Source organism: Verrucomicrobiia bacterium (genome assembly GCA_019634625.1).
Taxonomy (GTDB): Bacteria; Verrucomicrobiota; Verrucomicrobiia; order Limisphaerales; family CAIMTB01; genus CAIMTB01.
This window is the reverse complement of record JAHCBA010000024.1, coordinates 61,549-88,532: the sequence shown is the minus strand read 5'-3', so window position 1 is coordinate 88,532 and position 26,984 is coordinate 61,549. Positions and strand designations below refer to the sequence as shown.

The following is a 26,984-nucleotide window of genomic DNA, read 5'->3' as shown; positions in this document are numbered from 1 at the left end:
AAGGCAGGAAACTGCGAGGAACAGGATCGGTGGCGCAAGGGACAGGGCAACTCGCAGCTCTGGTAGCGCGCATGCGGGCTGAATCGGGGTTCGATGACATCCAACGCACCCCTCCACGGCAGCGGGATCACATTTCCAGGATATGCCGGCGCCGTTCGTCCTCACGGTCACCCTGTTCCACGGCCATGATCCACCGGAAGAAGGGACCCAGGACAGGGTCCTTGGCGTGCGTCGCCGCGGCCCGAATGGCCTCGGCCTCGACGTAGTCGCTGTCCCGGTTCAGTTCGCCATCCGTGAAGCCCCGGACCGACGGACCGGTGACGTGGTAGAGGGCTGCGCGAATCCGCCTGGACCCCACGGTGCCGTCGAGATCCTCGGCCCGCAGCAAGGCGGCGGAGGTCAGTTCCGGGAAGCGAAAAATCACCAGCGAACCGTCGAAGCAAATCAGGTTCAGCCAATTCCTGAGATCCTCGATTGTAGGCGCAGATCGGATCGCCTCGATCAGCCGGGGCAGCCAGAACTCGATGTGGTCCAGGACGACGGCCTGGAACAGTTGGCACCAGGCGTTGTGTGGGGAGCTGACTGTCGGTGAACTCACTTTCTGCCACAGAAACTCACAGATGGCGGGAAAGTCCGGCGCCCTGTCCAGTCCCGGAAGGCGAAAGCGGCCAAGGCCGGGACACGGCAGGGGCCGGTAGCCGGCCTCCGGGGTGAGCCGTTCGCCCACCGCAATGCGTTGCAGCACGAAGTCATAGACCACCCTTGGATACAGCTCTACGGCGCGTTGGAAACCGCCGCCTTCGTGGTCCGCGATGATTTCGGGCACGGCAACCAGCGCATTCAGGACGTGACGTACCGTCGCCTCCGGGGGCGCCACGCGTTTCACCCCATAAGGATTGAGGGCGGCCAGCACCTCTCCATGCTGCGCCTCGGTCATCTCGGCAAGGCGCAGCCTACCCAGCAGACGGAATCCCCACTCCGCACAGGATTCGCCGGCCCATTGCACCAACCGGACGAGGGCGAGCATCTCGTCAGTTCCGGCACTGCCGGCCATCTCCTCGAGCAGAAGCTGTTCATCCGGGGTGATCACCACCTCCTTGCGGTCCCGGAATCGAAGGTAGTCCACCACTCCGCGCCGAACCTCGGTTCGCGGGTGCGACGCCGCTTCCCGAAGCAACGGCCAGACCCTGCCCGGTTCGTCCGTCAATCCGAAGAGAAGATGATACCAGGCCACGGCGATTTCCGGGATGCGGCCCGAAGCGTGGAATGCCGGCACCATGGCACCCGCCAACTCCGGGTGACGCCGAGCCAGCACCGGAAGCAGCTCTCCGAGTCGTGGGAAATATCCCGCCTCAAGGCTCTCCGCGACCAACCCATCGAGATATTCCACCGCCTCTGTTGCAGTCGGCCGCGCCGCGACCAACGCGTCGACCACCCGACCGATCCGTTCCTCCCAGCGTGCCATGGTCTCGTTCCGCGCCTCGCCCTTCGGCGCACCAGGCTCTTCCCTAAGTTCAACATAGCCATCCGAAAGGATGACTCCGAGCAACTGCAGGTCGAGATCGTCCCGCACTGCGGCCAGCACATCGCGCAGCTTCGCTCCAAACGCCTCGTCCTCCTCCCGGGCCAGGGCGCACTGGAGCATCTGCCGCACAGTCCAGTGCACCATCGGGTGCGAATGCCGGGCCAAGGCTGTGGTCAGCAAGCCCAGGGCCAGCTCGCGTTCCGGCAGCCATGAGGTGAGGAACGCTTTGGGATCCTTCATCCAGGCGACCTCCAAACCCGCGGTCCGTTGAAACGCCCGCTCCGCCGCACGCACGGCGTCCAGTGCCAATCGCCATGAGTCCTGGTTGATCAACTCCGCGAGGATTTCCCGCGCACGGGTGCGCACCGGCGCCGTGGCCTCGATGTTCACCTCGCACTGGTGCCAACGCACGGTGCGGCCGTGCCATTCGGAAGACTCCACGTACCGCGCGAAGCATGGCCCGAGGAGTGTGCCGAGGACCGAACGGTTGGATTCCATGACCTTCCGGACGGAAGGACGCCGTGCCAATCCCGCCACCCAACCCACCGCCTCCTTCGAGACGTGCAGCGGCTTGCGGGACGAGAATCCGACCACCTCGGAAATGACGGACCAAGGGTGATTCTCGCCGCCTTGTGCGGCCCCGCGAGGCGCATCGAGGCCCAGCGTCCACAGGACGTCCAGCGCCTCGTGCCGCTGCGCGTCGTGCCAGAGTGCGACGGGCTTCAGGAGGGCCGGAAGCCCCGCCAACACGCCGTCCCGCAAAGTGACATCGTAGTGCCCGTCGCGGTCGGTGGACGCCCCGTTCAGTTCCACAGGCGGCGTCTTTCGCCCCAGTGCTCTCCGGGCCAGCTCCAGCGACTCTGCGGGAAGGTACACGGAGAAGGCGGACCATTCGTGGATCATGCGCAGGCGCTCCCAACCGTCCGCCGCATCGAACCGGGCGAATTCGTGATCCAGCAGGGGCCGAATCAAATCGTTGTGGGGGATCGCCTGCGCGCTGGCGACCCAGGACGCCTCGGCGAGATTCCGCAGGAGCTTCGTGCTGTCCTCGACGAACAGCTTGAGGACGGTTCGGGCGAATTGTGGCAGGCGCCGCAAGGGATCGAAGACCGTCTCGAAAACCAGAAAGTCCGCAAAGAGATCGGGAATGACACGAATGTTGCCCGGCTCGGGGGACACGACTCCTGTGGCCTGCAAGCCGTGCAGCAGTGCCTCCACCTCGACCTTCGGAATCTCGAGGCAGTCCGCGCCGCGCTGATGGAACGGTTCGTCCGGGTTCACCGGCTCCAGCAGGGCGATGAGGCGCAGCAGTCGCTCAGCGGGCCCGCGACGGGTCTCATCCAACGGTTCCAGGTTCTCGCGTTCGAACCAGCGGAACACCTCGGCTCGAAACGCGTCATCGGAATGCCAGCCTGCCCATCGAAGGGTCCCCCGGCGAATGAGGTTCCCTGCCAGCACGGTCAGAAACGGGCTGGAACCCGTCCGGGCGGCCAGTTCCCCGGCGTGCTCCTTGTGCCCGGGGCCCAGCGCTTCCTCTGCAAGCGCCACGCTGTCCTTCTCCTTCAGCGCTTGAAGCTCGATCGTCGGGACCTCGGTGAATCCCTGGTCGCGCAGCCGCTCATCGACCGCTTCCCTTCCCTGCGGGCGCATCGCCAGCAGGAGTTTCGTCGCCGACCCGTTGCGGACCAGCGCGAGCAACTCCGCCGACACCCGATCCAGGCGGTGGGCATCATCCACCACCAGAACCCGCGGAACATCCTGCTCCCACAACGCCAGGGTCAGATCGCCGGTGGCGTGGGGATTCAGGAACAGCACTTCCGGCTGGCCCTCCTGCGGGACCGTCCCGGCGAATTCCTTCAGGAGGCGGCTTTTTCCTTCACCGCCTTTGGCGGAGAGCTTCAGGACCTTTGCCCGGGGATCGCCGGCAAACGCATGCAGCGCCGCCAGTTCCCGCCGGCGTCCGATCAACGGGTGGTCGTGGTGGAACGAATGCCCGGGCCGCGACATCGGCGCGAAGTACTCCATGGCGGGCACCAGCGCATCCGTCGCAAACGGCGCGAACCGCGCCAGTTCCTCGGGCGCCAGGAAATGCAGGATCCGAGGCAGCATCGGCTTCGGAACCCGCATGCGGACCTCCTGACAAATGCGGTCCAGGTTCCAGAAACTCCAGTTGGCGTACTGTGCCATCAAATCCTGCACGTCCTGGTGCGGATCACAGGCCACCAGCAGGAAGTAATGCTGAGCGGGGTATGTTGCATCCTCCACCGCCTTCCCGGTTGCACCGACGTCCCAGGTCTTCCGGCGTTTGCATTGGAAGGCCCAAGTTTCCCCCCCCTCCATCTTGGCCAGCAGGTCGATGCCCTTCTGATTGCGACCGGTCCCCGCAGCGTAGGTGATCGCCTCGATCACCTTCCGCTCGATCCGTTCTCCTCCCCGATCGACGGCCAGGGAAATCCCGGCGTTGAGGAAGTGCAGAAAAAACTGCTCAAAACCCACTGCCGACAGATCCGCCAGTCGGAGACGGAGATGCTGATCAAGGCGAGATGCCTGGTTCTCTTCGCTCATTATTCTTGCAGTTATGCAGCGCTACTACATAATTTACAGGAAATGGAGCATGTCAACCAGATTCCTCGCCCGGGAGAGTTGGATCGGATCCGGGCGGGACTGGCCCACTGGCCGGTGACGATCGTTTTCGGCCCGCGGCAGATCGGCAAGACGACGCTGGTGCGGGACTTCGCCACATCGCCGGACCACTACTTCGACCTTCACCAACCGGTGGATCGCGTGCGGTTGGAGGAGAGCCAGTTCCGGATCCTCGACGGCCTCGATGGGGTGGTTGTTATGGATGAGGCTCAGGAGATGCCTGCGCTATTTCAAAAGTTGCGGGCCCTCGCCGACCGCCGGGACCGCCAAACCCGCTTCATCCTCACAGGCAGCACCTCACCCCGCATCTTTCACGGCGCCTCGGAGAGCCTGACCGGGCGCGTACGATTGCATTCACTGGGCGGCTTCTCCTTGTCCGAAGTCGGGCCCGGGGATTGGAATCGGTTGTGGATTCGCGGCGGGTTCCCCGCGGCCTACTGCCGGGAACTGGAGGCGGTTTCCATGGAGATCCGGCAAAACTACATCGCGCAGGTTCTGACCCGCGACCTGCCCGCCTTGACCGAACTCCGCCTCACCTCCGAGCAGACCTACCGCTTCTTCCGGCTCCTGGCCCATTACCACGGTCAGTACTGGAACCACGCCAGGGTCGCCGCCCTCCTCGGGGTCAACAACCGCACCATCCAGCGCTACGTCGAGCTGTTCAAGGGTATCTACCTCGTGCGGGAACTCCCGCCCTACTTCCACAATGCGGCAAAGCGCCTGCGACGGGCTCCGAAGCTATACCTCCGCGATACGGGGCTGCTGCACGCGCTCCTCAACATCCGGACCGAAGCCCAGCTCACCTGCACGCCGCACATTGGGGCCTCATGGGAGGGCTTCGGCATCGAACAGATCGCCTGCCTCTTCCAGATCCGCGAGGAAGAGATGTTCACCTGGTCTGTGCAGAGTGGGGCGGAGGTGGACCTTGTGCTTCCTCGTCCAGGTGGACTGATCGGGTTCGAGTTCAAGTCGGGCGATGCCCCACGGCGCACCCGTTCCATGACCGCCGCCATCCAGGCCCTGCAGCTCAGAAAGCTCTACATGGTCTATCCCGGAGAGAAGGACTACGCCATCGACGATGTCGTTCAGGCCGTCGGCATCAGAAACCTGCACCGATTGCCGGACCTGGGCGGCGATTCGCCTGCATCGAGGCTCTTACACCCTGAAAACCAGGCGGGGCCAGAGATCTGAGCCCGTTGGCTCTGCTCGAAGGGACCCGGAGCGGTCCAGACGTTAGCCAGGAGGTCCAACCCTGCTCCGCATCACCCCCTTCCCTCGAAATCGAAATCGCCATCGGCGCCGCAGGCCCACGAAAGCCTACACACCCAACGGAGTGCAGCCAAATCCCGTGCCCCCCACGTCCCCACCCGGCCACAACGGTTGGGTGTACACGCTTCAGCGTGAGCCTCCCAACCCACCCCACCCCTTGCAGCCTCGTAGAACCCGGCCCTCCGAAATGGTGCTTCGCGGTGGGAACACGCCGGAAGGTCACGGCCACGGGAGCCGGAAGCTCGCAAAGAACCCGTGGGCGGTGTAGTCAGCCGCGCCGCCCAGGGTCGGCTCGTCGTACCCGAAGAACCCATACTCGAGCCGCAGCAGCCGGTCCCGATGAAAGCGCCGGGTCACCGCCAGGGTCGCGGCGTGGCGGGTGTAGGTGATCCCCAGCGGCAGGGTGAAATCCGAATTCTCCTGCCCGTAGTTCGCACTCGAATACAGGTACGTCGCCAGCAGATCCGACTTCTCGTCCACGAGGAAGGTGGCCGTCTGCAGCAGGTGCCAGGCATGCCCCTTGTAAGGCGCCACCTCGCGGTCGTTGTTCACCCCCGAAAGGCTCCGGCTGTCGGTCCACGACAAGGTGGGCGCCCAATACAACCGGCTCCACGGATTCACCACCAGCCCGGCCGACAGGGTATGCGCGTCATACTGTCCCGCCAGCAGGCTTCCGCCCGATTGCGGCGTTGGTGGGAACGTCCTGAAATCCTCCCAGTCATCCGTGCGGGTCCGATAGTCGGTCGCCGCCACGCCGTACTTCACCGTCGCCTTCAATCCCCGCCTCACCTGCCACACCACGCGCGCCTCGACTTCGTCCGTCTCCGTCCGCCTCGACCGGATGAACGCCGGATACCCGTTCCCGCTGGAGAACACATCCACGTCCCGCGGATGCTCGTAGTCGTCCCGTCGATCCCGGTGACGATACCGGGCATGCAGGCTCACCGGGCGCCAGGGCGAGATCGAGAACCCGGCCACCACCTCATGCAGGTTGCCCGTCGCGTCGGTGTCCCGCAGAAACGCCTGCGTCTCGTCCGCCAACCCCTCCTCGAATTGGGAGATCGAGTCCTGTTGAAACCGCGTTTCCACGTACAGCACGGTCCAGGGAAGCCCGGCATAGCGCAGGCCGAAGGTCTCCTCGGTGGCGGCCCGGTCGAGATTGGCATCGTAGGTGCGCCGCGCACCGAACACGGTTCCCCCGGCAAACCCCTCCTGCCGGGTCCATTCCGCCTGGAGCCCGGCATAGAAGTGAAGCTTCTCCCAGGGCCCCAGCATGGCGTTGGCGTTGGCCACGTGGGATCGCCGCCGCAACGTCATCCCGTCGGCGTTCCAGTCCAGTGACGGCGGCAGGGTGGGGTCCGACGGCGCGAAGCTTTCCACGCTGAACCCCCCGACATCGCGCAACTGGGAGAACAGGTAGCCACCCGAGAGATACAGCCAGTCGCGCACCGACTTCTCGAGCCGCAGCACGTTGGCCCCGCGCCAGGCGTCCTGCCGGTCCCGGGTCCGCGTCGCAAAATCGAACGGCGGATCGGCGAACTCGTAGCTGGTCCGCAGGTTGTCCTGGTCGTGCCACTCGAATTGCGCCTGGTCTGAAATCAGCAGCCCGTTCCAGTCGTACCCCACTTCGAAGGTCAGCCGGTGCGTCGTCTCGTCCACCCGCTTCCGCCCGGGAAACACCGCCCGCGTCACCACATCCCGGCTGACCGCCCCCCAATGCAGCGTCGCCTCGGTGCCATCCCGTGTATGGAGATCGTAGGCCAGCCGCAGATCCGGCCAGTCGGGCAGGTCCAGCCCGACCTCGATCGTCGCATGACGTCGCCGCACCACCAGTTCCTCCCCCAACCTCGGCGCCGCCACCCCCAACGCCGGATCGTACCCGCCGGTGTCGTCATGGAACCGGCTGAACTCCCGGTACGCCACCCGCACCCAGCCCAGTTCGTCCCGCTCGACCCGCGTCTCGAACCGGTAATCGTCCGGACCCGCCATCGCGCGGCCGCTCATCGTCACCCGCGTGGCCGCATCGAGATCGTACTTCAGGGCGAAGTCCGCCACCCCGCCTCCCCAGCCCGCCGCGGTCCCCAGGTGTTCCCGGAACCGGGCCACATTCCCGCTCACCGTGAAGAACTGCACCGCGGTGGTCACGCTGGCCGTGATCTGCGGGGACGACGGCGCCTCCGACCACGCCGCCCCCTGGTCGATCCAGGCGCGCACCAACCCGATCTCCTCCGGCGTCCACGGATCCCCCTGCCCGACCGGCGGCATCTCCATGTCCTCCACCAGACCCGCCACGAAATGGATCAACGGACTGGCCGCGCTGTCGCCCGGAATGATCGCCACGCCCTCATGGCCCCCGCGCAACGCCAGATCCCGGTCATCCAGCCGGAACCCGCTGCGGGGCCGTTCCGGTCCGTGACACCGCAGGCACGTCCGCTCGAACAGCGGGGCGATGTCGCGATCGAACGACACCGGCCCCGATGCCGCGGGCGGCAACGCCGCCGGATCCACCGCCCCCGAAACCGATGCTGCCGCCACGCCCGCAGCGAGGCCCAGACACTGCTGCAACCGCGCGCTCCGGGTCCGCCAGGATATGGGTGACGACAGGTTCACGGCGGTTCAGTACAGCATCTTCGGGTGGAAATTCGACCCATGCACCGCGGTATGACATCCGGCGGACCAGCAGCTTCCCATCGACAGGAGGGCGGTGTGGTTGACCTTGCCGATGAAGACTTCGCTGGGCCTTGCCTGGACCTGGGCATGGCACTTCAGGCACAGGTTCGAATCCCGCTCGGTCAGGAGCTTCGCGTGGATGGACCCGTGCGGCTGATGGCAGCTCACACACCCGTCCCGCATCGCCTCGTGCTCGAACACGAAGGTCCGCGCCTGTTCCCGGTGGCAGTCGGCGCACTGTTCGTTGAGCCGGGCCATTCCCAACCCGCCCGCCGGCTTGAAGATCTCGCGCCCGTGCGGATCGTGGCACTGCACACAGTTCATGTGCCCCTCCAGCACCGGATGATGCACCGGGAGCCGGAACTGGGTGTGGACATCCAGATGGCAACTGAAGCAGGCCTGCGGGTCCTTCCCCGGATTCACGATCAGCCGTGCCCGGTCCTGCGGCGCCGCCGCGTGCAGGCTTCCCGGCCCATGGCAACTCTCGCAACTCGTCCCGCCCGGCAACTGGCCCACGTCCGCCCGCACCCGGAAATGCACGCTTCCCTGGAACGTCCGGGCGTAGTTCGTGTGGCAGTAGTAACACTGGTCGTTGCCCACGAAGGTCGCCCCCGCGATCTGCGGCGGCACCACCACCGTCCGCGGCACCGTCCCGCACGATCCAACCGCCAGCAGGGCCGCCGCCAGAAACGGCAACGCCGCCAGCCCCAACCATCGATGTTCAACGAATCGGCCCATGACGGTCGCCCCACCGAAACGCCCCGATTCCGTCGGCGCACACCGCCTCCGGGATCGCAGGAGCACGGGGAAGAGACTCGCGGTTTATACCGATCCCGTCCCGCATGAGGCAACCCCCTCTTCCGATTCATTGCTCGCGAGCGGTGCATCCCGGAGTTGTGGCTGAGAGGGCAGCGAATCGGAGGGACGAGCTCCGCGAGTCCTCAAACGCTCCACATCCTTGCGGCCTCGTGGAACCCGGCCCTCCGAGGCGATGCTTCGCGAAGTTCGCACCTCAAAGTTCTCCCTGTAAGCCCCCCACTCGCCACTCGCCACTCGCCACTCGCCGTTCGCCATTCCCCATTCGCCCCCACGCCTCACGACGCGGCATCCACGTCCGGATCCGGTGGCACACCCGCCAGCACATGATCGACAACGCGATCCGCCGTGACGCCATCCGCGTCGGCCTCGTAGTTGAGAATCAACCGGTGACGCAGGGCCATCGGAGCGGCCCATGCGATGTCCTCGCAGGCGACGTGGAACCGGCCCCGGGCCAGGGCCCGGACCTTGCCCGCGAGGACCATCGCCTGCGCTCCGCGCGGACTGCTCCCGTACCGCACCCAGCGGGTCACCTCCTGCATCGCCGTTGCCGTGCCCGGATGCGTGGCCAGCACCAGCCGCACGGCGTAGTCGCGCACCGCGCTGGCCACCGGCACTTCACGGACCAGCCGCTGCATCCCCTCCAGACTGGCAGCGTCCAGCACCTTGCCGACGTCGGGAGTCGCGCCGCCCGTGGTGCGCTCCAGAACCTCGGTCAGTTCCGCCGCCGTGGGATACCCGACCAGCAACTTGAAGAAGAACCGGTCCAACTGCGCCTCAGGCAAAGGGTAGGTGCCTTCCTGGTCGATCGGGTTCTGCGTGGCCAGCACGAAGAACGGCGCCTCCAGCGGGCGCATCGCCCCGCCTGCTGTCACCTGACGCTCCTGCATCGCCTCGAGCAGCGCCGACTGCGTCTTCGGCGTCGCACGGTTGATTTCGTCCGCCAGGATCAGATGGGCAAAGACCGGCCCGGGCTGGAACTGAAATCCGCGCCGACCGTCCGGGTCTTCCATCACCAGGTTGGTCCCCACGATGTCTGCGGGCATCAGGTCAGGCGTGAACTGGATGCGGCTGAACGACAGGTCGAGCGCCTCGCCGAGCGTTCGCACCAGCAGCGTCTTACCCAGACCCGGAACGCCTTCCAACAGGACATGACCCCCGGCGAACAACGCGACCAGCGTGCCCTCGACGATCCCCTCATGGCCCACGATCGCCTTGGCGATCTCCGTCCGCAGACGCCCGTAAGCCTCCCGGAACCCCGCAATGCGCGCCTCCAGTGTCATGCGTTTCCAGGAACTGCCCCCCGTCTTCCGCTTAGAGCCAGCGAACCCGTGTCTTGCGCCCGTCCTCTTCGCGGTTCCCGGCGAAGGCCCGCAACGTCAGGTCCACTCCGGTCGGATCGAACCATGCATCCACCCAGCCCACCGGATCGCTGTCCCGGAAGTTGTAACCCACGGCGGGGAGGTTGATCAGTTGCAGGGTGTCCCGCTGCCGGATGCCCCACACGTGCGAGTGCCCGTAGAACACGGCCTTCACGTGGGCATGCGGACGAAACAGCTCGAACATCCGGTCCGCGTCCAGCAGGTCCCCGTCGCCGTCGCCCAGCGTGTGGTGCACGAAGAAGACCATCGGCCGATCCGCCTGCGCCGGGAGGAAATCCGCCAGCCATTGCCGCTGCGCGCGTCCGAGCAACCCCGCCACCTTGTCCACGTACAACAGCGAATCCAGCACCACCACCCGCACCGCCGGATGCTCGATGACCACCACGTGTTTCCCGGCAATCTCCTGGCGCTGTCCGGGCGGCGCCTCGAACACCCGGAAGAAGTTCGCCCGATCGTCGTGGTTCCCCAATCCCACATAGACCGGCGCCACCTCCGCCACCGGCTTCAACAGCGCCGCCAGTTCCTGGTAATCCTCCAGGTAACCGGCCAGACGTGCGGCGTCCCCGTTGATGATCACCCCCTGGGGCCGCACCGCCACCACGTCCGGCGCGATCCGGAGCAGGTTCTCCCACGGATTGAAGCCACGATGCCCGTTCTTCCGGTCCCCCGGAATGTGGGTGTCCGAGAGCAGGGCGAGATGCAGCCGGTCCGGAGCGCTGTCCGGTTCCGCCCCCCGGACCCCCTGCCCCACCCACGGCAGGGTCGAGCCGGCCAGGCCGGCGAACTTCAGAAATCGGCGACGATCCACAGGTTGATACAGGAGTCCGGGCATGAACGGCCTTTCGTTTCGCGATCCCCGAAGCGAATCGCGATCCGCCGGCCGGGACAAGCCAAACCGGGGCCCTTCAACCACCACAATTCGCGTGGCGCGATCCCTGCCGGTTCGCAGGATGTTCCCCATGCGCCTCACCGTGAGCCTTCCGCCCGCCAGCAGCGCCCTCGCCACCGCCCTGGTCCTCCTCCCGCTGCAACCGCTCCCGGCGGACGGTGCCGGGGGCGCCGCGGCCTGGCATGTCGCGCCCCATGGCGACGATGCCCACCCGGGCGATGCCCAACGCCCCTTCGCCTCCCTCGAACGCGCCCGGGACGCCATCCGCGCCCTGCCCCGCCCCCTGCCCGAGGGCGGTGTGACCGTGTGGATCCATGACGGCGAATACCCCGTTCGCTCCACCTTCCGGCTCACCCAGGCCGATTCCGGCACCGACACCGCCCCGATCGTCTATCGAGCCGCCGACCGGGCGCAGCCCCGCTTCTCCGGAGGCCGGCGCCTCAGCGGCTTCACACCAGCCACCGCGGAGGGCCCGGGGACGCGACTGCCCGAGAACGTCCGGACCCAGGTGCGCCAGCTCGACCTGCGCTCGGCCGGCATCGAACGCTGGCTGCCCCTGGAACTGGGCGGGTTCGGAAGCGGACGCGGCTTCCGCACCCACCCGGTGATGGAACTCTTCGTCGATCATCAACCGCTCCCCATGGCCCGCTGGCCCAACGACGGGTTTGTCCACACGGACGAAGTCCTGGGTCCGCTCACCCTCCCCGCATGGGACGGGAAACGCGGCACCGTCGAAGGCCGCTTCCGCTACGCCGGCGACCGGCCAGCCCGCTGGATCGGCGAACCCGACGCCTGGCTCTACGGCTACTGGTTCTGGGACTGGGCCGACGGCTACGAACGCATCGCCCGCATCGACCCCGGCCAGCGTTCCATTGAACTCGCCCCGCCCTGGCATCGCTACGGGTACCGGCATCAACAGCGTTACCACGCCATCCACATCCTCTCCGAACTCGACGCCCCCGGGGAATGGTACCTCGACCGCGCCTCCGGCCGCCTCTTCGTCCTCCCGCCCCGCACTCCTGATCGCGCCCTCGACGACGCCCTCGTCGAACTCTCCCTCCTCGCCGAACCCATGGTGGTCCTCGACAACGTCTCCCACGTCACCTTCGAGGGAATCGCCTGGGAACTCGGCGCCGCCGATGGCATCCAGGTCCGCGGTGGCGCCCACTGCCGCTTCGTCGGATGCACCATCCGCAAACTCGGTGGCACCGGCCTCGAAATCGACGGCGGCCACCGGCATCGTGTCCAGTCCTGCGACCTTCACACCCTCGGCCGCGGCGCGCTCCGCATCGCCGGCGGCAACCGGCAAACCCTCTCGCCCGGCGCGCACGTCGTCGAAAACTGCCATCTGCACCACCTCTCCCGCATCGACCACACCTACACCCCGGGCGTCTGGCTGGACGGCGTGGGGCATCGCCTTGCCCACAACCTCGTTCACCACGTGGCCAGCAGCGCCTTCCGCGTCGGCGGCAACGATCACCTCATCGAACTCAACGAAGTCCACCGCGTCGTCCTCGAGTCCGACGACCAGGGCGGTGCCGATCTCTGGGGCAACGCCACCTACCGCGGCATCGTCTTCCGCCACAATTACTGGCATCACCTCGGCAACTGGGACGGGCGCGCCGAGGAATCCCCCACCGGTCAGGCCGGCATCCGCCTCGACGACGCCATCTCCGGTGTCCTCATCGAAGGCAATGTCTTCCAGCGCTCCTCCGCCGGACGCGTCGGCTTCGGCGGTGTGCAGATCCACGGCGGCAAGGACAATCACCTCGTCGGAAACCTCTTCGTCGATTGCGGCGCCGCCGTGAGCTTCACCGCCTGGGGCGACCGGCGCTGGCGCGAATTCGTCCGCAACGCCCTCGACGATCCCGCCATCGACCGCGCCCTCTATCTCGAACGCTACCCCGCTCTCGCCCGTCTCGCCGACGATCACGACGTCAACCGCCTCTCCGGGAATGTCGCCCTCCGTTGCGCCCGCCTCCTCCTCCGCTCCCCCGGACGCCAGATCCTCGAAGACAACCGCGAACTCGACGATCCCGAACTTCTCCGCGAAGGCCCCGACGGGCGCCTCGTCTGGTCCGACGCCGATGCCCGCCGCCTGGGCCTGCCCGACATCCCCTTCGCCCGCATCGGACTCTACCAGGATCCCCATCGCCAGCGCCTGCTCCGGTGAAAGCCCGGATCCGTCGGTTCATGGTATGAGCGCACAAGACGGATCGTCCGTGAACCGCACCTAACGGTGGGCGGCCAGGGCCACTCCGCCAATCACCACGGCTCCCACGCCGTGCTGTTCCAGGATCCGGGCGACCCCTCCGCAACCTCGATGATCGACTCGGGATCCGGCATCCCTCAGCCGTATCCATGCAGTAAGGAGGAAAGCGATGGCGCCGCAGGCTTTCGGGCAAGACGAGGAGTGATCGAGGCGCGTATCGGAACCGAGATACGTAACGAGCGAACGACGAAGCTCTTGCCCGAAAAGATCAAGCCAGCGCGCCCGACCTTACTGCATGGCTACGGCTCAGCCCTTCCTCCTGGCGTCGATCGGAACGGGCGAAATCCCGGCAAACCGGTCCCCCATCGATCACGCGGCCCTGACCCGCTCCTCAATCGTCATCGCGGCGACGCGTTCGATCTCGGCCTGCCGCGAAGCCCGGGCCACGCGGCTGACTCGGGGCCGGTCCATCGCCACATCGGGCGGCGGGTTCGCACCCATGACGCGAGCCTTCACCCGGCCGTCCACGGGTGGCAAGAAACGATCCGCGAGACCGGCGCATCCCAGGTTATCGGAACTCTTGGAACTCCCCTAATCCACCCCTCGCACGACTCGTACTCAGCCCGAAGGGCGGTACTCGTACTCGTCATCGATCCCGCAGACACACCTTTTCGATTGTCGCCTTGTGGCAGGTGCGATGGGTTCGATCGTGTTCGGTCCTCCCATTCCACGTGCGAACTGGGCTGGGCGATTACGAGTACGATTACGAGTACGATTACGATGACGAGTACGAGGGGAACCCGGGCACATCTCCATGTTGTCGGAGATGCGATCGGTCGAGGGATACGACGAGGGGACCGTCGGGGTCGGGGGCGGAGTCGGCATCGGAATCGAACCGCAACGAACTCCGGGGATGCGCGAAGCTTCCTGGCTCCTGTCGATACCGATTCCGAGTGCAACCCCGACCCCGATTCCGTTGCATCTTCCGACAACTCGGAGATGCGCTCCGGGAGGGCGTGGAGGTGACGGATCGCGAGTGTCCACCGCAAGCGAACCCATGGATCGCAGGACGGCGGAGTCGCGGTGTTGACGCGTGATGGCGGCTTTGGACGAGTGGCCTGATGAACCCCGCCCGGTCCCGGTGTCACTGTCTGCCGTCCACGCGACGGTCGCTTCTGCGATCCGTCCTGGCCGCCTCGGTGGCGCCTGTTTTTGTCCCGGCGCGGGTGCTGGGGCGGGGCGCCGAGCCTGCCCCGAACAGCAAAGTGACCCTGGGTGTGATCGGGGCGTGGGAGCAGGGGCATTCGGGCATGCTGGCTTTTCTGGCGCAACCCGGGGTTCCGCTGGGCCTGTGAGCTGGCGCTGAACGGCCGGCTGGGCGCCATCCGCGAGATCCAGGTCTCCGTGCCGGGCGGTCGTGCGGGACCCCGGTTTCCCGGGCAGCCCGTGCCGGATTACGTGGACTGGGACCGCTGGGTGGGTCCCGCGCCCGAAACGACGTTTCAGCCAGCGCTTTAGTCAGCACCGGCGGGCCCTGCGGTACAGCCGCTCACTTGAGCGTTTCCTCGACCAGGATCTGCTCGAACAGTTCGTAAACCAACGACCGCCGTTCCGCGAACAGGCAATCGAACGTGCGGACCCGATCCTTCACCGAGTCGGCGTACAGGATCCGATAGCCACCGACCCGCAATCTCCAGTACCCGGACAGCCTCCCCTCGAGTGCCTTGGTGTCCCCGGCGGGCAGCCTCTTCATGGCCCGGACCAGACGGCGCGGTTCGGGTGGCAGGGCCCGCACAAAGACCTCCGCCTGCGGGTGAACGATGACTCTATTCATCGAGGCAGGCAATGTCCTTGCCTTGGGAACGCCCGGCCTCGAAGTTTCGGATGGTCTTCATGGCCTTGGGATTCGCCAGGAGCTCCAGCGTCTCGATGATGGCTTCCATGCGCTCCTTGGAAACCAGGAAACCGGCGACCCGCCCATGACTGGTGATGGTCACCGACTTCCTTGCGGGGAGCTGTCGCAGCAGCCGGGGCAGTTGCGCCTGCGCTTCCGTGGTGGTCACCGTATTTTTCATGGAAATCCACGTAGCATGATGGTTGACGACTGTAAACCGCGTTTCCTTGGCGAAAGCCGGGAATGGCGACTGGAGCGCGGACAGCCCTGTCCGCGAGTCCCACCATCTGGCGAGGGGTGGTCCTGGAAGCGCTTCAGAGCCTGCGGATGAAGCGTTCCATCCGCTCCACCGCCTGCTCGAGCTGCGGGAGGGACGTAGCAAAGCAGCAACGCAGGTACCCTTCCCCGCTCGGCCCGAAGGCGCCGCCCGGCACGCACGCGACGTTCTCCTCCTTCAGGAGCCGCAGGGCGAACTCCCGGGACGCAAGGCCGGTCGAGGCCACCGACGGGAAGGCGTAGAACGATCCCCGGGGCAGGTGACACTGCAATCCCATCGCATTGAAGGCGCTGACAACGAAGTTGCGCCGCAACCGGTACTGTTCCCGCATTTCGATCGTGTCCGATTCGCCATGGCGGATCGCCTCGAGGGCGGCCTCCTGGCTGATGATGCTGGCGCACAGCATCGAGTACTGGTGGATCCGCATCATCGCCTCGGTCAGGCCCACCGGCGCGCAGGCGTACCCGATCCGGAACCCCGTCATGGCATAGGCCTTCGAGAAGCCGTGAAGGAAGATGGTCCGCTCCCGCATGCCCGGCAGCGACGCGATCGAGACGTGCTCCCCTTCGAAGGTCAGCTCGGAATAAATCTCGTCGGTGATCACCAGGAGGTTATGGCGCTGCGCCAGCGCGGCAATCGCATCGAGTTCCCCGCGCGTCATCGTCCCGCCGGTCGGGTTGGTCGGGAAGTTCAGCAGCAACGCCTTGGACCGTGGCGTCAGCACCGCCTCGATCGCCTCGGCACGCACGGCGAACCCGTCTTCCGCCCGGCACGCCACCGGCACCGGCACGCCATGGGCCAGGGCGATGCTGGGCGAGTAACTCACGTAGCACGGCTCGTGGTAGATCACCTCGTCGCCCGGATCGATGATCGCCCGCAACGCCAGGTCCATGGCCTCGCTGACCCCCACCGCGATCAGGATCTCCGTGCGGGGATCGTACCGGACGCCGAACTTCTCCTCCAGATGCCCGGCCAGCGCCTCGCGCAATTGGGGTGTCCCCAGGTTGGAGGTGTAGGTGGTCCGCCCCTTCTCGAGAGCGTAGATGGCCGCCTCGCGGATGTGCCACGGCGTCACGAAGTCCGGCTCCCCCACGCCCAGCGAGATGACTTCCTTCTGGCTGGCCACGATGTCGAAAAACTCGCGGATGCCCGATCGCGGGATGTCCCGCACATGGGATGCCACGAACGACTCCTCGGCCTGCGCACTCATAGGGGCGCCGACGCTAGGTCAACCGGGTCGCCACTGGCAAGGAGCGGCCGGAGTTCAGCCCAACGGCGACGGACGCCCCCGGATCACGGAAACCGAATGGTTCAACGCGGCATTGCGGCCCGGCTTCTCCGGCATGGCCAGCAGCTCCTCCTGGATCGCGTCAAACTCGCCCACGTCGAGCCAGATCCCCGCACAGGCCGGACACTCGTCGATCTCGGTCCGCTTCAGCCGGCTGAAATACCGTCGCATCATCCTCTGCCCTCGACACTTCGGACATGCCCTCGGAGCCAGCGGTCGTTCTTCGACCGTGATCTCGCGGGCCACTTCGCGGATCGCTTCCGACCCGGCCTCGTCGATCTTGCGCAGCTCGAAGTTGTCGAACCAGACCCCCCCGCATCCGCCGTCACACACGTCCACCGCGATGGACCCAGCCGCTCGCGTCACCAACTCATGGCCGCACGCCGGACATTTCATGGCCCGAGGGTAGCGACGACGCTCCGGAAACGGCGAGTCTCCTGTGGCCGGATCGCCAGGGTGCCAGGCATCCCGGAGTTGTGGGGAGGGGTGCGAACTTCGCCAGGCGGCGCTTCGGAGGGCCGAGTTCCACGAGGCCGCAACGGTGTGGAGCGTTGGGTTGAGGACTCGCGGAGCTCGTCCCTCCGGTTCGCCAGCTCGGTACCCACAACTTCGGGATGCACCGGCCAGGGTGCCCGACCACCCCCGCTCAACCGTTTCTCCTTAAAGCTCCCGTGCCATCCGTCCGATACCGCCACTGACAGAACCGTCGTGAAAGGGTCCGGTGGAGTGCCCGATCCTCGGCACCTACCGAGGTCGCGGATGCAGCCGCGTCCCCTCGCCGGAGATCGTGAAGGGCGGGGGTCGCAGCGCGAACCCATCCGGCCAGGATGATCTCCCGTGCCCCGGACGGCCCAAGCGTTCAGCGTGCCCGCGTCATCACCAGCCGTGCCTCGCGCAACAGGACCGGAAAGACTCCGGAGCTGTCCCCTCGATTGGTTCCGGCACCGCACCACCGGCCACGCCGTCATCACGATATGCCTGGCGATCACGGGGCTGGCATGGCATTCCGTGCGCCTCCGTGAAATCGAGCAGGGCGAGACACGTTTCCATGCCCTCGTCGATGAAACCACCTATCGCATTCAGCGACGCCTCCTGGACTACGACCAGCTCCTGCGGACCGCCGCCAGCCTGTTCCCGGCCTCCGACCATGTGGACAGGAGGGAATGGACCGAGTTCGTCTCCCACGCCCGCATCCTCGAATGGAACCCGGGCCTCGTCGGATTCGGCTTCGCCCTGCGCCTGGAACCCGGCGGGGTCGAGGCCCACGAATCCATCCTGCGTGCCAGCGGATTCCCGGATTACCGCGTCCATCCGCGAACCCTCCAGGACCCGCTCTCGGCCGTCCTCTACCTGGAACCGTCGGACGGCCCGTTCCGCCACGCCCTCGGTCTCGATCTGTTCTCCGAACCCGCGGCAGCGCGCGCCCTGGGCCGCCTCGATCCAAACGGCGGAACGGTCATGTCGGCCCGATTGTCGTTGCCGACGGGAGGACCCGAAGAACCTCCACCTGGCTTCCTCCTCGCCACCACGGCCTTTCCACCGAGCGCCCCCGGCACCCTGGAGGCGGAAGCGCCCGCAGATCCGCTCGGGTACGTGTTCGCTCCCGTCGCCATCGGAAACTTCTTCCGTCACCTGACGGGCTCGGACGCCGGCGACCCGCTGGTTTCCGTGTACGAGGTTTCCGAGGGTGGTCACACCGTCCGCATCCACCCGGAGTCGGCGGATCCCCTGTCCACTGCGGACCGTGCCCCGCGATGGGAAGTGGAGCGGGGACTGGAGCACGGGGGCCATACCTGGCGCCTGCGCTTCGTCTCGACCCGCGAATTCGAGCGTGCGCACCTCACCGCCCAACCCTGGCTGGTGGGGGCTGGCGGCCTGCTCCTCAGCCTGGTCCTGGTGAGTCTGATGGGAGCCCTGGCCGACACCCGCCGCCGGGCCGCCGAACTGGCCGACGACATCACCCGCCAACTCCGCTTCCGCGAGGCCCTGCTCCGGCAGTTCGTGGAACACGCCCCGGCCGCGGTGGCCATGTTCGACCGGCAGATGCGCTACCTGATGGCCAGCCGTCGATGGATCGAAGAGTACCACCTGGGGAACCGCGAACTCACAGGGTGCAGCCACTACGAGATCTTTCCCGATATCCCCGACCGCTGGCGTGCCATCCATCGGCGCTGCCTGGAAGGCGCCGTCGAACGCTGCGACGAGGACCCGTTCGCGCGGGCGGACGGGCGGGTGGACTGGTTGCGCTGGGAAATCGAACCCTGGAGGGATGCCTCGGGCGGGATTGGCGGGATCATCATGTTCACCGAGGTCATTACCTCGGAGAAACAGGCGCAGGACGCCTTGCGCTCGGCCAAGTGGGAGGCCGAGCGGGCCCATCGCGAAGTGATGGACATCAACCGGCAGCTCGAAGAGGCCATCGCCCACGCCAACCGCCTGGCCGACGCGGCCGAGACGGGCAACCGCACCAAGAGCGCCTTCCTCGCCACCATGAGCCACGAAATCCGGACCCCCATGAACGCCATCATCGGGTTCACCGGACTGCTCCTCGACTCCCGCCTCGATCCGGTTCAGCGCGAGCACCTCGAAACGATCCGTTCAAGCGGTGAAACCCTGCTCGGCCTGCTCAACGACATCCTCGATTTCTCCAAGATCGAGGCCAACAAGATCCGTCTGGAATCGGTCCCTCTGGACCTGACCGCCGTCCTCCACGACTGCCGCAAGCTCCTCCTGCCTCAGGCCATGTCCAAGGGCCTGTCCCTGGAATCGTCCGCCGACCCCAACCTGCCCAATCCCATCGAGGGCGACGCCGGCCGCATCCGCCAGGTCGTCCTCAACCTTCTCAGCAACGCGATCAAGTTCACCCCGGCCGGTTCCATCACCCTCCTGGCCCGGACGGTCTCCCTCCAGGACGACCATGCAACGCTTGAAGTCGAAATCCGCGACACCGGCATTGGCATCCCCGAGGACAAGCTCGACCTCCTCTTTCAGCCGTTCAGCCAGGTCGATGCCTCCACCCAGCGCCGCTACGGCGGCACCGGACTGGGATTGGCCATCGCCCGTCACCTCGCCGAGGCGATGAACGGCAGCCTCACCGTGGAAAGCCGCGAAGGCCAGGGCACCGCCTTCCGCTTCCGTTTCCCGGCCCGCCTCGCCGCCCCCGCCGCCCCCGCCGCCCCCGCCGCACCGACTCCCACCCGCCCGCCGGTCGTCGCGTCCGACGTCGCCCGCCCGGGCACACCCCCCCAACCTCCCGGACGCTCCCCGCTCCGCATCCTTGTCGCCGAGGACAATCCCGTGAACCAGCGCGTCATCCTCGCCCAACTGGCCCGCCTGGGACATCAAGCCAATGTCGTCACCAACGGCGTGGAGGCCTTGAAGCACCTCGAGAGCTCCCCCTGCGACGTGGTGCTGATGGACGTCCACATGCCTGAAATGGATGGGCGCGAGGCGTCCCGCGTTCTTCGCGCCCGGCAACCGCGCACCGCGGGTCCTGTCATCCTCGCCCTCACCGCCAGCGCCATGAAGGAGGACGAACACGCCTGCCTCACCGCCGGCATGGACGGCTTCCTCACCAAGCCGCTGCGCCTGCCCGAACTGGCGACGGCTCTCGAAGACGCCATCGCAGTCCTCGCCGGAAGGGCCCAGGCCGGCGGCTGAATCGGTCGGGCCGCTCCCGCCAGACGCGCCCCCGGCCCTTCGAAGACATCCTTTCGCCTACTGCCAGGTCAATTGCAGGACACCGCCCTGAACCTGGACGGTCTGGATCGTCAGCGCCGATCCGCCGCGCAGCCGGAAGAACCGATGGCCGGCGCCCAAGGGTACCGTGGCCGTGCGACTCGCCACCGAGACCGTCGCCGCTGGTTCCGGCGCATAGGGTCCCTGCACCGCCGGGGCCGATTCAACCACCACCTCGTCCACGACCTCCGCAATCGTGCGCCACGCCGCAATCCCACCCGGCGCCGAGGTGTCGTTGATCAGGGTCCGAACCCCCGTGGCCGGATCCACCGAGAACCATTCCGCATGACCCGCCCCGGCGCGCTCGTACCACACCATGCGGAAGGCATAGAAGCCGGACTGCGGAACCACAAAGTCGAAGGTGGTGTTGGCCGGCCCGCCGTTATGGAAGGCCAGCGGGGCCGTCCCCGGCGATACAGGCGCCCGGGCCACCGCGATCTTGTAGCCGTCGTCGGTCACCACCCCAAAGCGGTGAACCCCGGCCGGCAGCTCCAGGTACGTGAGAATCTCGACGGCAAAATCGTTGTTCCCGTTCCCGGTGACATCCGGGTCGATGCCCGGAACCGGAAGGTCGTCCTCGAAGAAGCCCGCCATGGCCCCGATCACCTTGTTGAAGTTGATCCGGTCCACGGTGTCCTGGACGTCCACTTCCCGGGGGATGGAGGAGTTGGGTGCGAGCTGGTTCTCAGCCCGGTCCAGACTGTTCTCCAGCGGGCCCAGATCGAACGGGGCCTGCACCACCCGGACCCGGAATCCGCGCTCGGTCCCGCTGGCGTTGACCCGGGCCGCCAACGGCAGCGAACGATAGGTGACGGTGAAGGACCACTCGGTGCTGACCTCGACCCCTTCGCTGTCCAGGAAGATCACCCGGGCGGTCACCAGGCTGCCCGAAGGAGGCAGCGCGGCAAGATCGTGCCGCACCACCGCGCCGTCGGCGGTCGCCTCCACCACGGCCCCCGGCACCGCCTCCCCATTCACCTCGAGCCGGACGGTCCCCACGTTGACCGTCGTGTCACGGTTCGCCAGCGTCGCCTGGAGGGAGGGCCGTACACTTTCGACCGTGGTCCCTGCCGCCGGGAGAGTGGCGCTGACAGTCGCCCGCTGCACGCCGGGATCGGGCACGGGGACGAACACCATGTAGTTGAGCTGCCGGTAGGCGTCGCTGGTGCTGGTGGTGACATGACGCAATCGAAGCGTCGTGGTGCCACTCAGGCGCAGCACGATCCGGTTGGCGCCCGTGCCGTCGGTCAGGGGCACGTTCTGATAGTCGAATCCCCCGCGCTGCCCGAGGAAGGTCCCGAGGAGCTGGGCCGGCGCGTCGGGTTCGGACCGATCCCCGGTCACCCGTTCGAGCACGCTTTCCCCGAAGGCCAGGTTCACCACCTGCTTCCGCAGGTACACCTCGTACGTCCCCGGAGCGAAGTCTCGCGTGTACTGCATCCACTCGCCCGCCACGATGTCCCCGACATCGTAGTCGTACACCCCGGCATCCGGACCGCCCGCGGCGACGAACTTCGCGCGCGGCTTGTCCAGCGTCCGCGCCATGCGGATCGGATCGAAGGTGCGGTACCGCGTGTTGGTGAAGTTCGGGCCCGCCCGCGTGTCCGAGTAGTCCACGTCTCGGATGCCCTCCTGGTTGTTGTACGTGTCCGGCGCCGGCCCGCCGTCCTCGGGATACGGCACCGGATCGTTGATGTATTCGCCCGCCTGAAAGTTGTAGTCCTCGACCTCGATGATCCGGTTGCCGGAGGCGAAGGTGTCGAATTGGAAGGCGATCTCCCGGCTCACCCCCTCGGCGTCCACCACCCGGGCCAGGGCCTGATAGTTCACGTTCGCCTCGAGGACCCCTGCCAGACTCACCGTGCGCGTCGTCCCCGTTCCAGCCACCGCCAGCCCGTTTGCCGCCGTGTACTCGGTTCCGTTCAGCACGATGGAGAACGCCCCGTCCGCCAGGGGCGCATCGTCGCTGGCCGTGAACGACAGGGTCGTGCTGGCCGGCAGGAAGTTCGAGGCCGGGCTCGGCTGCAGCGCGGAAATGACCGGCGGTTCGTTCGCCGCCGCCGGCGCCGAGGCCACCACGGCGTTGTCGTAATCGACCCGGTAGGGATCCTCCGGCGCCCCCGCATCGAAGTCCTGGTAAAGGTAGAGGACGAAATGGCCCTGGGTGATGTAGGGGGCGGCCGGGTCGTCCGTGCCGTTGGCCATGACATCCGCCGCCGGCGTGTCCACCACCCGCTTCTCGAACAACACGACGCTCGGGTCGTCGCGGTCCAGGACCTGGGCGAGGAGATACACGTTGCCGCCACGCACGGTCATCTCGAGCGAGAGAATGACGTTCTCGTTCCGGATCGGTTCCGGCGGGTCCTCGTTGTAGAAGTATTTCCCGATGCCCTTGGTGATGAGGATGTCGGTGGTGGACTTCGCCAGACCATACCCCGCCAGGGTCGAGGCGCCGGTGCTGGTCGGGATGAATCCGAGCACCGCGAACGAATCCTTGGCCCCTCCCTCCACCAGATCCACCTGGAACGTCAGGCGCTCGCCCTCCCGAAGCTCAAAGGTGCGGGTCGTCTTGGTGCTGGCAATGAAGATCGCCTGGCCCACCGGCGGGAGCCGGAACTGAAACAACCCGTCCGCCACCGCCGGACGGGGCAAAGCCGCGTTGAACGAGAAATCCTCCCATCCCTCCTTGCCGCTGTTGAAGTCGTCCAGCAACGCCCGGTCGGTCACGAAGACTTCCGCATTGTCGTAGGTCACCTGGTACGGGTTCTCCGGCGCGTTGGCATCGAAATCCTGATACAGGTACAGCACGAACCGGCCCTCGGTCAGATACGGCGCCGCCGGTTCGTCCGTGCCGTTGGCCATGACATCCGCCGCCGGCGTGTCCACCACGGTCTTCTCGAACAACACCGCCTCCTGGTTGTCCAGGTCGAGCACCCGGGCCGTCAGGATCACGTTGCCGCCCAGCGCCGTCATGGTAAGCGACAACGCCACGTTCTCGTTCTTCACCGGCTCGGGCGGGTTCTCATTATAGAAGTACTTCCCGATACCCTTGGTGATCAGGATGTCCGTGGTGGACTTGGCCATGCCGTACCCCGCCAGGGTGGACGCCCCGGTCGAGGTCGGAATAAACGCCAGCACGGCGAAGGAGTCCTTGCCTCCCCCCTCCACCAGATCCACCCGAAACTCGATGCTTCGCCCCTCCTTCAGCTCGAAGGTCTCCGTGGTCTTGGTGCTGGCAATGAAGATCGCCTGGCCCGCCGGCGGCAGGGTGAACTTGAACCGGCCGTCCTCCACCTGCGGCAACGGCAGCGCCGCATTGAACGAGAAATCCTCCCAGCCGGACTTCCCGCTGTTGAAATCGTCCAGCACCCGTCCCTCGGCGGATGGCAGCCCGGTGAACACTCCAGCGGTCCAGCACGCCAGGACCAGGCCCCGCAGCCAGTTCATGCCCTTCATCATTCGATCAGTGGGTTCGGCCCCTTGGTCCCGGAAAGGCCCGTCCAGGTCAATTCATTTTCCCGCCAGCGCCAGAAAGTTGCCGATCATCCGCCGCCCCTCCTGCGTCAGGATGCTCTCCGGATGAAACTGCACCCCCCAGATCGGATGGCTCCGGTGCCGCAACCCCATGATCTCGTCCGGATCCTCCTCGCACCAGGCCGTCACTTCGAGACACTCCGGAAGCGTCTCGCGCCGCACCACCAGCGAATGGTACCGCGTGGCGGTGAACGGATTCGGCATGTCCCGAAAGAGATCCTGCCCGTCGTGACGGATCTGCGAAGTCTTGCCGTGCATCATCCGCCGATGCACCACCACCTCCGCCCCAAAGGTGTGGCCGATGCACTGGTGCCCCAGACACACCCCCAGCACCGGCACCCGCGGACCGAATTCCCGGATGATCTCGTTCGACATCCCCGCCTCCCGCGGCGAGCACGGGCCGGGCGAAATGACGATCCGGTCAGGGTTCAGCGCCCGGATCTCCTCCACCGTGATCCGGTCATTGCGATGCACCGCCAGATCCGTCCGCAACTCGCCAAGGTACTGGACCAGGTTGTAGGTGAACGAGTCGTAGTTGTCGATGACCAGGACCATGTGCGCCGGATGTTGGGCGAGGCGCCGGGACAGGAAAGGGGAAACTCGGGGAACCGTGCCCAAGTGCCCAGGATGTTCTCAGGTCACGAATTCCAATTCCTGCCGGTGGGGCAGGAGGCCCCGCTCAAACCCCTTCCCAAGAAACCGTCGGATGCTCTCCCGCCCCTTTTCCCCGTAATCCAGCGTCCAGTGGTTCACGTACATCCCCACAAAACGGTCCGCCAGATCCCGCCCCATGTCCCGCGCATACTGGAGCGCATGTTCGACCGCCTCGGCCCGGTGATCCAGGGCGTATCGGATGCTCTCCGCCAGCACCTGGGACACCTGTCGGCGGACGGCCGGGTCGAACCGCTTGTGAATCACATTGCCGCCCAGGGGCAGCGGCAGCCCGTCATTTCGCTCCCCCCACCACACCCCCAGATCCGCACAACACTCCAACCCCTCGTTCCGATAGGTCAGTTGCCCCTCGTGGATGATCAATCCCACCTCCGCCCCACCCGTCCGCACCATCTCGAAAATCCGGTCGAACGGCACCACGACCAGATCCAGTTCCGCCCCGGCCCGCTCCAGCCACAATTGCAGCGCCAGGAAGGCACTCGTCATGCGCCCCGGTATCGCGATCCGCGCCCCCCGGATCGCCTCCCGATCCATCGCGCGCCGGGCCACCAACATCGGGCCGTAGCCGTCCCCCATGCTCGCGCCGTTGGGCAGCAGCGCATATTGGTCACTCACATGGGCGTACGCATGCAGGCTCACCGCCGATACGTCCAGTTCCCCCCGCGTCGCCCGCTCGTTCAACGTCTGAATGTCCTGAAGCACGTGTTCGAACCGCATCCCCCCCGTGTCGATCTTCTCCCGGGCAAGGGCATAGAACATGAAGGCGTCGTCCGGATCCGGTGAATGCCCCAGGGTCAGCGCGCGCGCAGACGTCATGCCCCCACCCTAGGCCGCCCGCCCCCAACCGGCCAAGCCGCCAATCCCAATCCCCGACCCCACGCAAGTGGGTCAACAAATTCAATAAATCGGCAGGCATCCTGACAATAAATCGGCAGGCATCCTGAAATCTATCAGTCAATAACTAACAACAAAATGGCAGGCTTCTTGATATTGTCGTCAACAACTAACCCAACGATAAACTGCCCGGCTTTTTAATGTGAATGTTGTCCCCGCTCCTTGGTCATCCGGACATCCCTGTGCTGTTGCACTTGCGCCCCCGCGCCGATCGCTTGTCAGGCGTTTTCAACGCGGCGCCCACCCTTGGCTTCGAATCGTCGATCTGGACCGGTCCGGGATCCTGCCCCCTCGAAGCACCCGCTTTCGCATCGTCCGCTTTCCCTCCTGTCCCCCGTCCATGCAGGATTCGCGCCATGCTGCGACTCGAGCACCTTGCGGAACTGGCCGCCTGCCATGCCTCGGATCTAGCCGTCCGGGTCGAGGAGTTCGATCTCGGCGGCCGCCACTTCGCATGGAACACCCGGCCGGCACTGATGGGCGTAATCAATCTGTCCCCCGACTCCTGGTACCGCGAGAGCGTCGTCCTGGACCCCCGGGCCGCCCTCCGACGCGGCACCATTCTCGCCGCCCAGGGCGCCGATCTCGTCGATGTCGGTGCTGAATCGACCCTGCCCCACGCCGACCGGGTGACCGTGGCGCGCCAGACCGATCGCCTGGTGCCCGTCATCCGCGGACTTCATGAGCGAGGGATCCTCGTCTCTGCCGAGACCTATCATCCCGAAGTCGCCCAAGCCTGCCTCGAGGCAGGAGCAAGCGTGCTCAACCTGACCGGCACCGATCCCACCGAATCCATTTTCCGCCTCGCCGCCGCCTTCGATGCCGGGGTCATCCTGTGCTACGTCCAGGGCGAAAACGTCCGCGAGGTCGGCGCCTTGGATCTTCGCTCCGATCCCGTCCCCCTCCTCCACGACTTCTTCGCCCGCCAGATCGACCGTGCCACCCGCTGCGGCGTGCGACGCCTCCTCATCGATCCCGGGCTCGGATTCTACTACCGCAATCTGACGGACGGCACGGACCGGGTGCGCCACCAGATGGCGGTATTCCTCCACACTTTCCGGCTGCGGCGCCTTGGCTGGCCGGTGTGCCACGCCTTGCCCCACGCCTTCGAGTCCTTCGGGGACGAGGTCCGAACGGCCGAGCCCTTCTTCGCGGTCCTGGCTGCGCTCGGACGGACCGATCTGTTCCGCACCCACGAACTGCCGAGAGTCCGGGCCGTCCTCGAAACCCTGGCGGCGTTTTGACCCGTTGACTTGCCGGGCCACACCCGCAAACTGCCTT

At 66.4% G+C, this 26,984-nt stretch carries 17 protein-coding genes; 5 read left to right on the top strand and 12 right to left on the bottom strand.

Going from position 1 to position 26,984, the window contains the following annotated elements; genetic code table 11:
• Positions 1-127 precede the first annotated feature (127 nt).
• The gene (locus KF833_14900) at positions 128-4,090 is read right to left on the bottom strand and encodes a hypothetical protein (protein MBX3746595.1); all 3,963 of its coding nucleotides are present in this window, start codon (positions 4,088-4,090) and stop codon (positions 128-130) included.
• A 42-nt stretch (positions 4,091-4,132) separates the two neighbouring features.
• Here KF833_14900 and KF833_14895 point away from each other — a divergent pair, with 42 nt between their 5' ends.
• Positions 4,133-5,359 (top strand): ATP-binding protein, encoded by a 1,227-nt coding sequence (locus KF833_14895; protein ID MBX3746594.1) that lies wholly within the window; start codon positions 4,133-4,135, stop codon positions 5,357-5,359.
• 297 nt (positions 5,360-5,656) lie between these two features.
• Here the strand turns inward: KF833_14895 and KF833_14890 are convergent, their stop codons facing one another.
• The 4 genes from KF833_14890 to KF833_14875 all read right to left on the bottom strand — a co-directional run bounded on the left by KF833_14890 (position 5,657) and on the right by KF833_14875 (position 11,137).
• A complete protein-coding gene (locus KF833_14890; GenBank protein MBX3746593.1) occupies positions 5,657-8,047 on the bottom strand; it encodes a hypothetical protein in 2,391 nt (796 codons plus the stop codon).
• A gap of 6 nt (positions 8,048-8,053) precedes the next feature.
• Complete coding sequence (locus KF833_14885) at positions 8,054-8,845, bottom strand: hypothetical protein (protein MBX3746592.1); 792 nt, start codon at positions 8,843-8,845, stop codon at positions 8,054-8,056.
• Between the two features lie 356 nt (positions 8,846-9,201).
• The gene (locus KF833_14880) at positions 9,202-10,206 is read right to left on the bottom strand and encodes a MoxR family ATPase (GenBank protein ID MBX3746591.1); all 1,005 of its coding nucleotides are present in this window, start codon (positions 10,204-10,206) and stop codon (positions 9,202-9,204) included.
• A gap of 31 nt (positions 10,207-10,237) precedes the next feature.
• Positions 10,238-11,137, bottom strand: coding sequence for a metallophosphoesterase (locus tag KF833_14875; protein MBX3746590.1), 900 nt, complete (start codon positions 11,135-11,137; stop codon positions 10,238-10,240).
• Positions 11,138-11,264: 127 nt separating this feature from the next.
• Here KF833_14875 and KF833_14870 point away from each other — a divergent pair, with 127 nt between their 5' ends.
• Positions 11,265-13,367 (top strand): right-handed parallel beta-helix repeat-containing protein, encoded by a 2,103-nt coding sequence (locus KF833_14870; protein MBX3746589.1) that lies wholly within the window; start codon positions 11,265-11,267, stop codon positions 13,365-13,367.
• A gap of 1,160 nt (positions 13,368-14,527) precedes the next feature.
• Positions 14,528-14,761: a hypothetical protein gene (locus KF833_14865; GenBank protein MBX3746588.1), complete on the top strand. Its 234-nt coding sequence runs from the start codon at positions 14,528-14,530 to the stop codon at positions 14,759-14,761.
• Between the two features lie 194 nt (positions 14,762-14,955).
• Here KF833_14865 and KF833_14860 read toward each other — a convergent pair whose 3' ends face one another.
• From KF833_14860 to KF833_14845, 4 genes are all read right to left on the bottom strand, one after another.
• Positions 14,956-15,240: a hypothetical protein gene (locus KF833_14860; GenBank protein MBX3746587.1), complete on the bottom strand. Its 285-nt coding sequence runs from the start codon at positions 15,238-15,240 to the stop codon at positions 14,956-14,958.
• Entirely contained in the window at positions 15,233-15,481 is a 249-nt protein-coding gene (locus tag KF833_14855; protein ID MBX3746586.1) for a type II toxin-antitoxin system prevent-host-death family antitoxin, read from the bottom strand. Before KF833_14855 ends, KF833_14860 begins: the two co-directional genes overlap by 8 nt.
• 133 nt (positions 15,482-15,614) lie before the next feature.
• Positions 15,615-16,787, bottom strand: a complete 1,173-nt coding sequence (locus tag KF833_14850; protein ID MBX3746585.1) for an aminotransferase class I/II-fold pyridoxal phosphate-dependent enzyme — start codon at positions 16,785-16,787, stop codon at positions 15,615-15,617.
• Positions 16,788-16,841: 54 nt separating this feature from the next.
• Positions 16,842-17,261: a zf-TFIIB domain-containing protein gene (locus tag KF833_14845; protein ID MBX3746584.1), complete on the bottom strand. Its 420-nt coding sequence runs from the start codon at positions 17,259-17,261 to the stop codon at positions 16,842-16,844.
• A 489-nt stretch (positions 17,262-17,750) separates the two neighbouring features.
• On the opposite strand from KF833_14845, the gene KF833_14840 reads away from it, so the two are divergent.
• Positions 17,751-20,525 (top strand): CHASE domain-containing protein, encoded by a 2,775-nt coding sequence (locus KF833_14840; GenBank protein MBX3746583.1) that lies wholly within the window; start codon positions 17,751-17,753, stop codon positions 20,523-20,525.
• A 57-nt stretch (positions 20,526-20,582) separates the two neighbouring features.
• Here the strand turns inward: KF833_14840 and KF833_14835 are convergent, their stop codons facing one another.
• From KF833_14835 to KF833_14825, 3 genes are all read right to left on the bottom strand, one after another.
• Positions 20,583-24,050, bottom strand: coding sequence for a hypothetical protein (locus tag KF833_14835; protein ID MBX3746582.1), 3,468 nt, complete (start codon positions 24,048-24,050; stop codon positions 20,583-20,585).
• 63 nt (positions 24,051-24,113) lie between these two features.
• Positions 24,114-24,692, bottom strand: coding sequence for an aminodeoxychorismate/anthranilate synthase component II (locus KF833_14830; GenBank protein MBX3746581.1), 579 nt, complete (start codon positions 24,690-24,692; stop codon positions 24,114-24,116).
• A gap of 78 nt (positions 24,693-24,770) precedes the next feature.
• On the bottom strand, positions 24,771-25,625 hold the full coding sequence (locus tag KF833_14825; protein ID MBX3746580.1) for an ABC transporter substrate-binding protein: 855 nt from the start codon (positions 25,623-25,625) through the stop codon (positions 24,771-24,773).
• A 434-nt stretch (positions 25,626-26,059) separates the two neighbouring features.
• On the opposite strand from KF833_14825, the gene KF833_14820 reads away from it, so the two are divergent.
• Complete coding sequence (locus KF833_14820; protein ID MBX3746579.1) at positions 26,060-26,947, top strand: dihydropteroate synthase; 888 nt, start codon at positions 26,060-26,062, stop codon at positions 26,945-26,947.
• Positions 26,948-26,984 lie beyond the last annotated feature (37 nt).

Coding starts and splice junctions, on each gene's coding strand:
- KF833_14895 (MBX3746594.1), top strand. CDS start 4,133: ATGGAGCATGTCAACCAGATTCCTCGCCCGGGAGAGTTGGATCGGATC.
- KF833_14880 (MBX3746591.1), bottom strand. CDS start 10,206: ATGACACTGGAGGCGCGCATTGCGGGGTTCCGGGAGGCTTACGGGCGT.
- KF833_14825 (MBX3746580.1), bottom strand. CDS start 25,625: ATGACGTCTGCGCGCGCGCTGACCCTGGGGCATTCACCGGATCCGGAC.
- KF833_14830 (MBX3746581.1), bottom strand. CDS start 24,692: ATGGTCCTGGTCATCGACAACTACGACTCGTTCACCTACAACCTGGTC.
- KF833_14870 (MBX3746589.1), top strand. CDS start 11,265: ATGCGCCTCACCGTGAGCCTTCCGCCCGCCAGCAGCGCCCTCGCCACC.
- KF833_14860 (MBX3746587.1), bottom strand. CDS start 15,240: ATGAATAGAGTCATCGTTCACCCGCAGGCGGAGGTCTTTGTGCGGGCC.
- KF833_14820 (MBX3746579.1), top strand. CDS start 26,060: ATGCTGCGACTCGAGCACCTTGCGGAACTGGCCGCCTGCCATGCCTCG.
- KF833_14865 (MBX3746588.1), top strand. CDS start 14,528: ATGAACCCCGCCCGGTCCCGGTGTCACTGTCTGCCGTCCACGCGACGG.
- KF833_14845 (MBX3746584.1), bottom strand. CDS start 17,261: ATGAAATGTCCGGCGTGCGGCCATGAGTTGGTGACGCGAGCGGCTGGG.
- KF833_14875 (MBX3746590.1), bottom strand. CDS start 11,137: ATGCCCGGACTCCTGTATCAACCTGTGGATCGTCGCCGATTTCTGAAG.
- KF833_14855 (MBX3746586.1), bottom strand. CDS start 15,481: ATGAAAAATACGGTGACCACCACGGAAGCGCAGGCGCAACTGCCCCGG.
- KF833_14835 (MBX3746582.1), bottom strand. CDS start 24,050: ATGAACTGGCTGCGGGGCCTGGTCCTGGCGTGCTGGACCGCTGGAGTG.
- KF833_14900 (MBX3746595.1), bottom strand. CDS start 4,090: ATGAGCGAAGAGAACCAGGCATCTCGCCTTGATCAGCATCTCCGTCTC.
- KF833_14850 (MBX3746585.1), bottom strand. CDS start 16,787: ATGAGTGCGCAGGCCGAGGAGTCGTTCGTGGCATCCCATGTGCGGGAC.
- KF833_14885 (MBX3746592.1), bottom strand. CDS start 8,845: ATGGGCCGATTCGTTGAACATCGATGGTTGGGGCTGGCGGCGTTGCCG.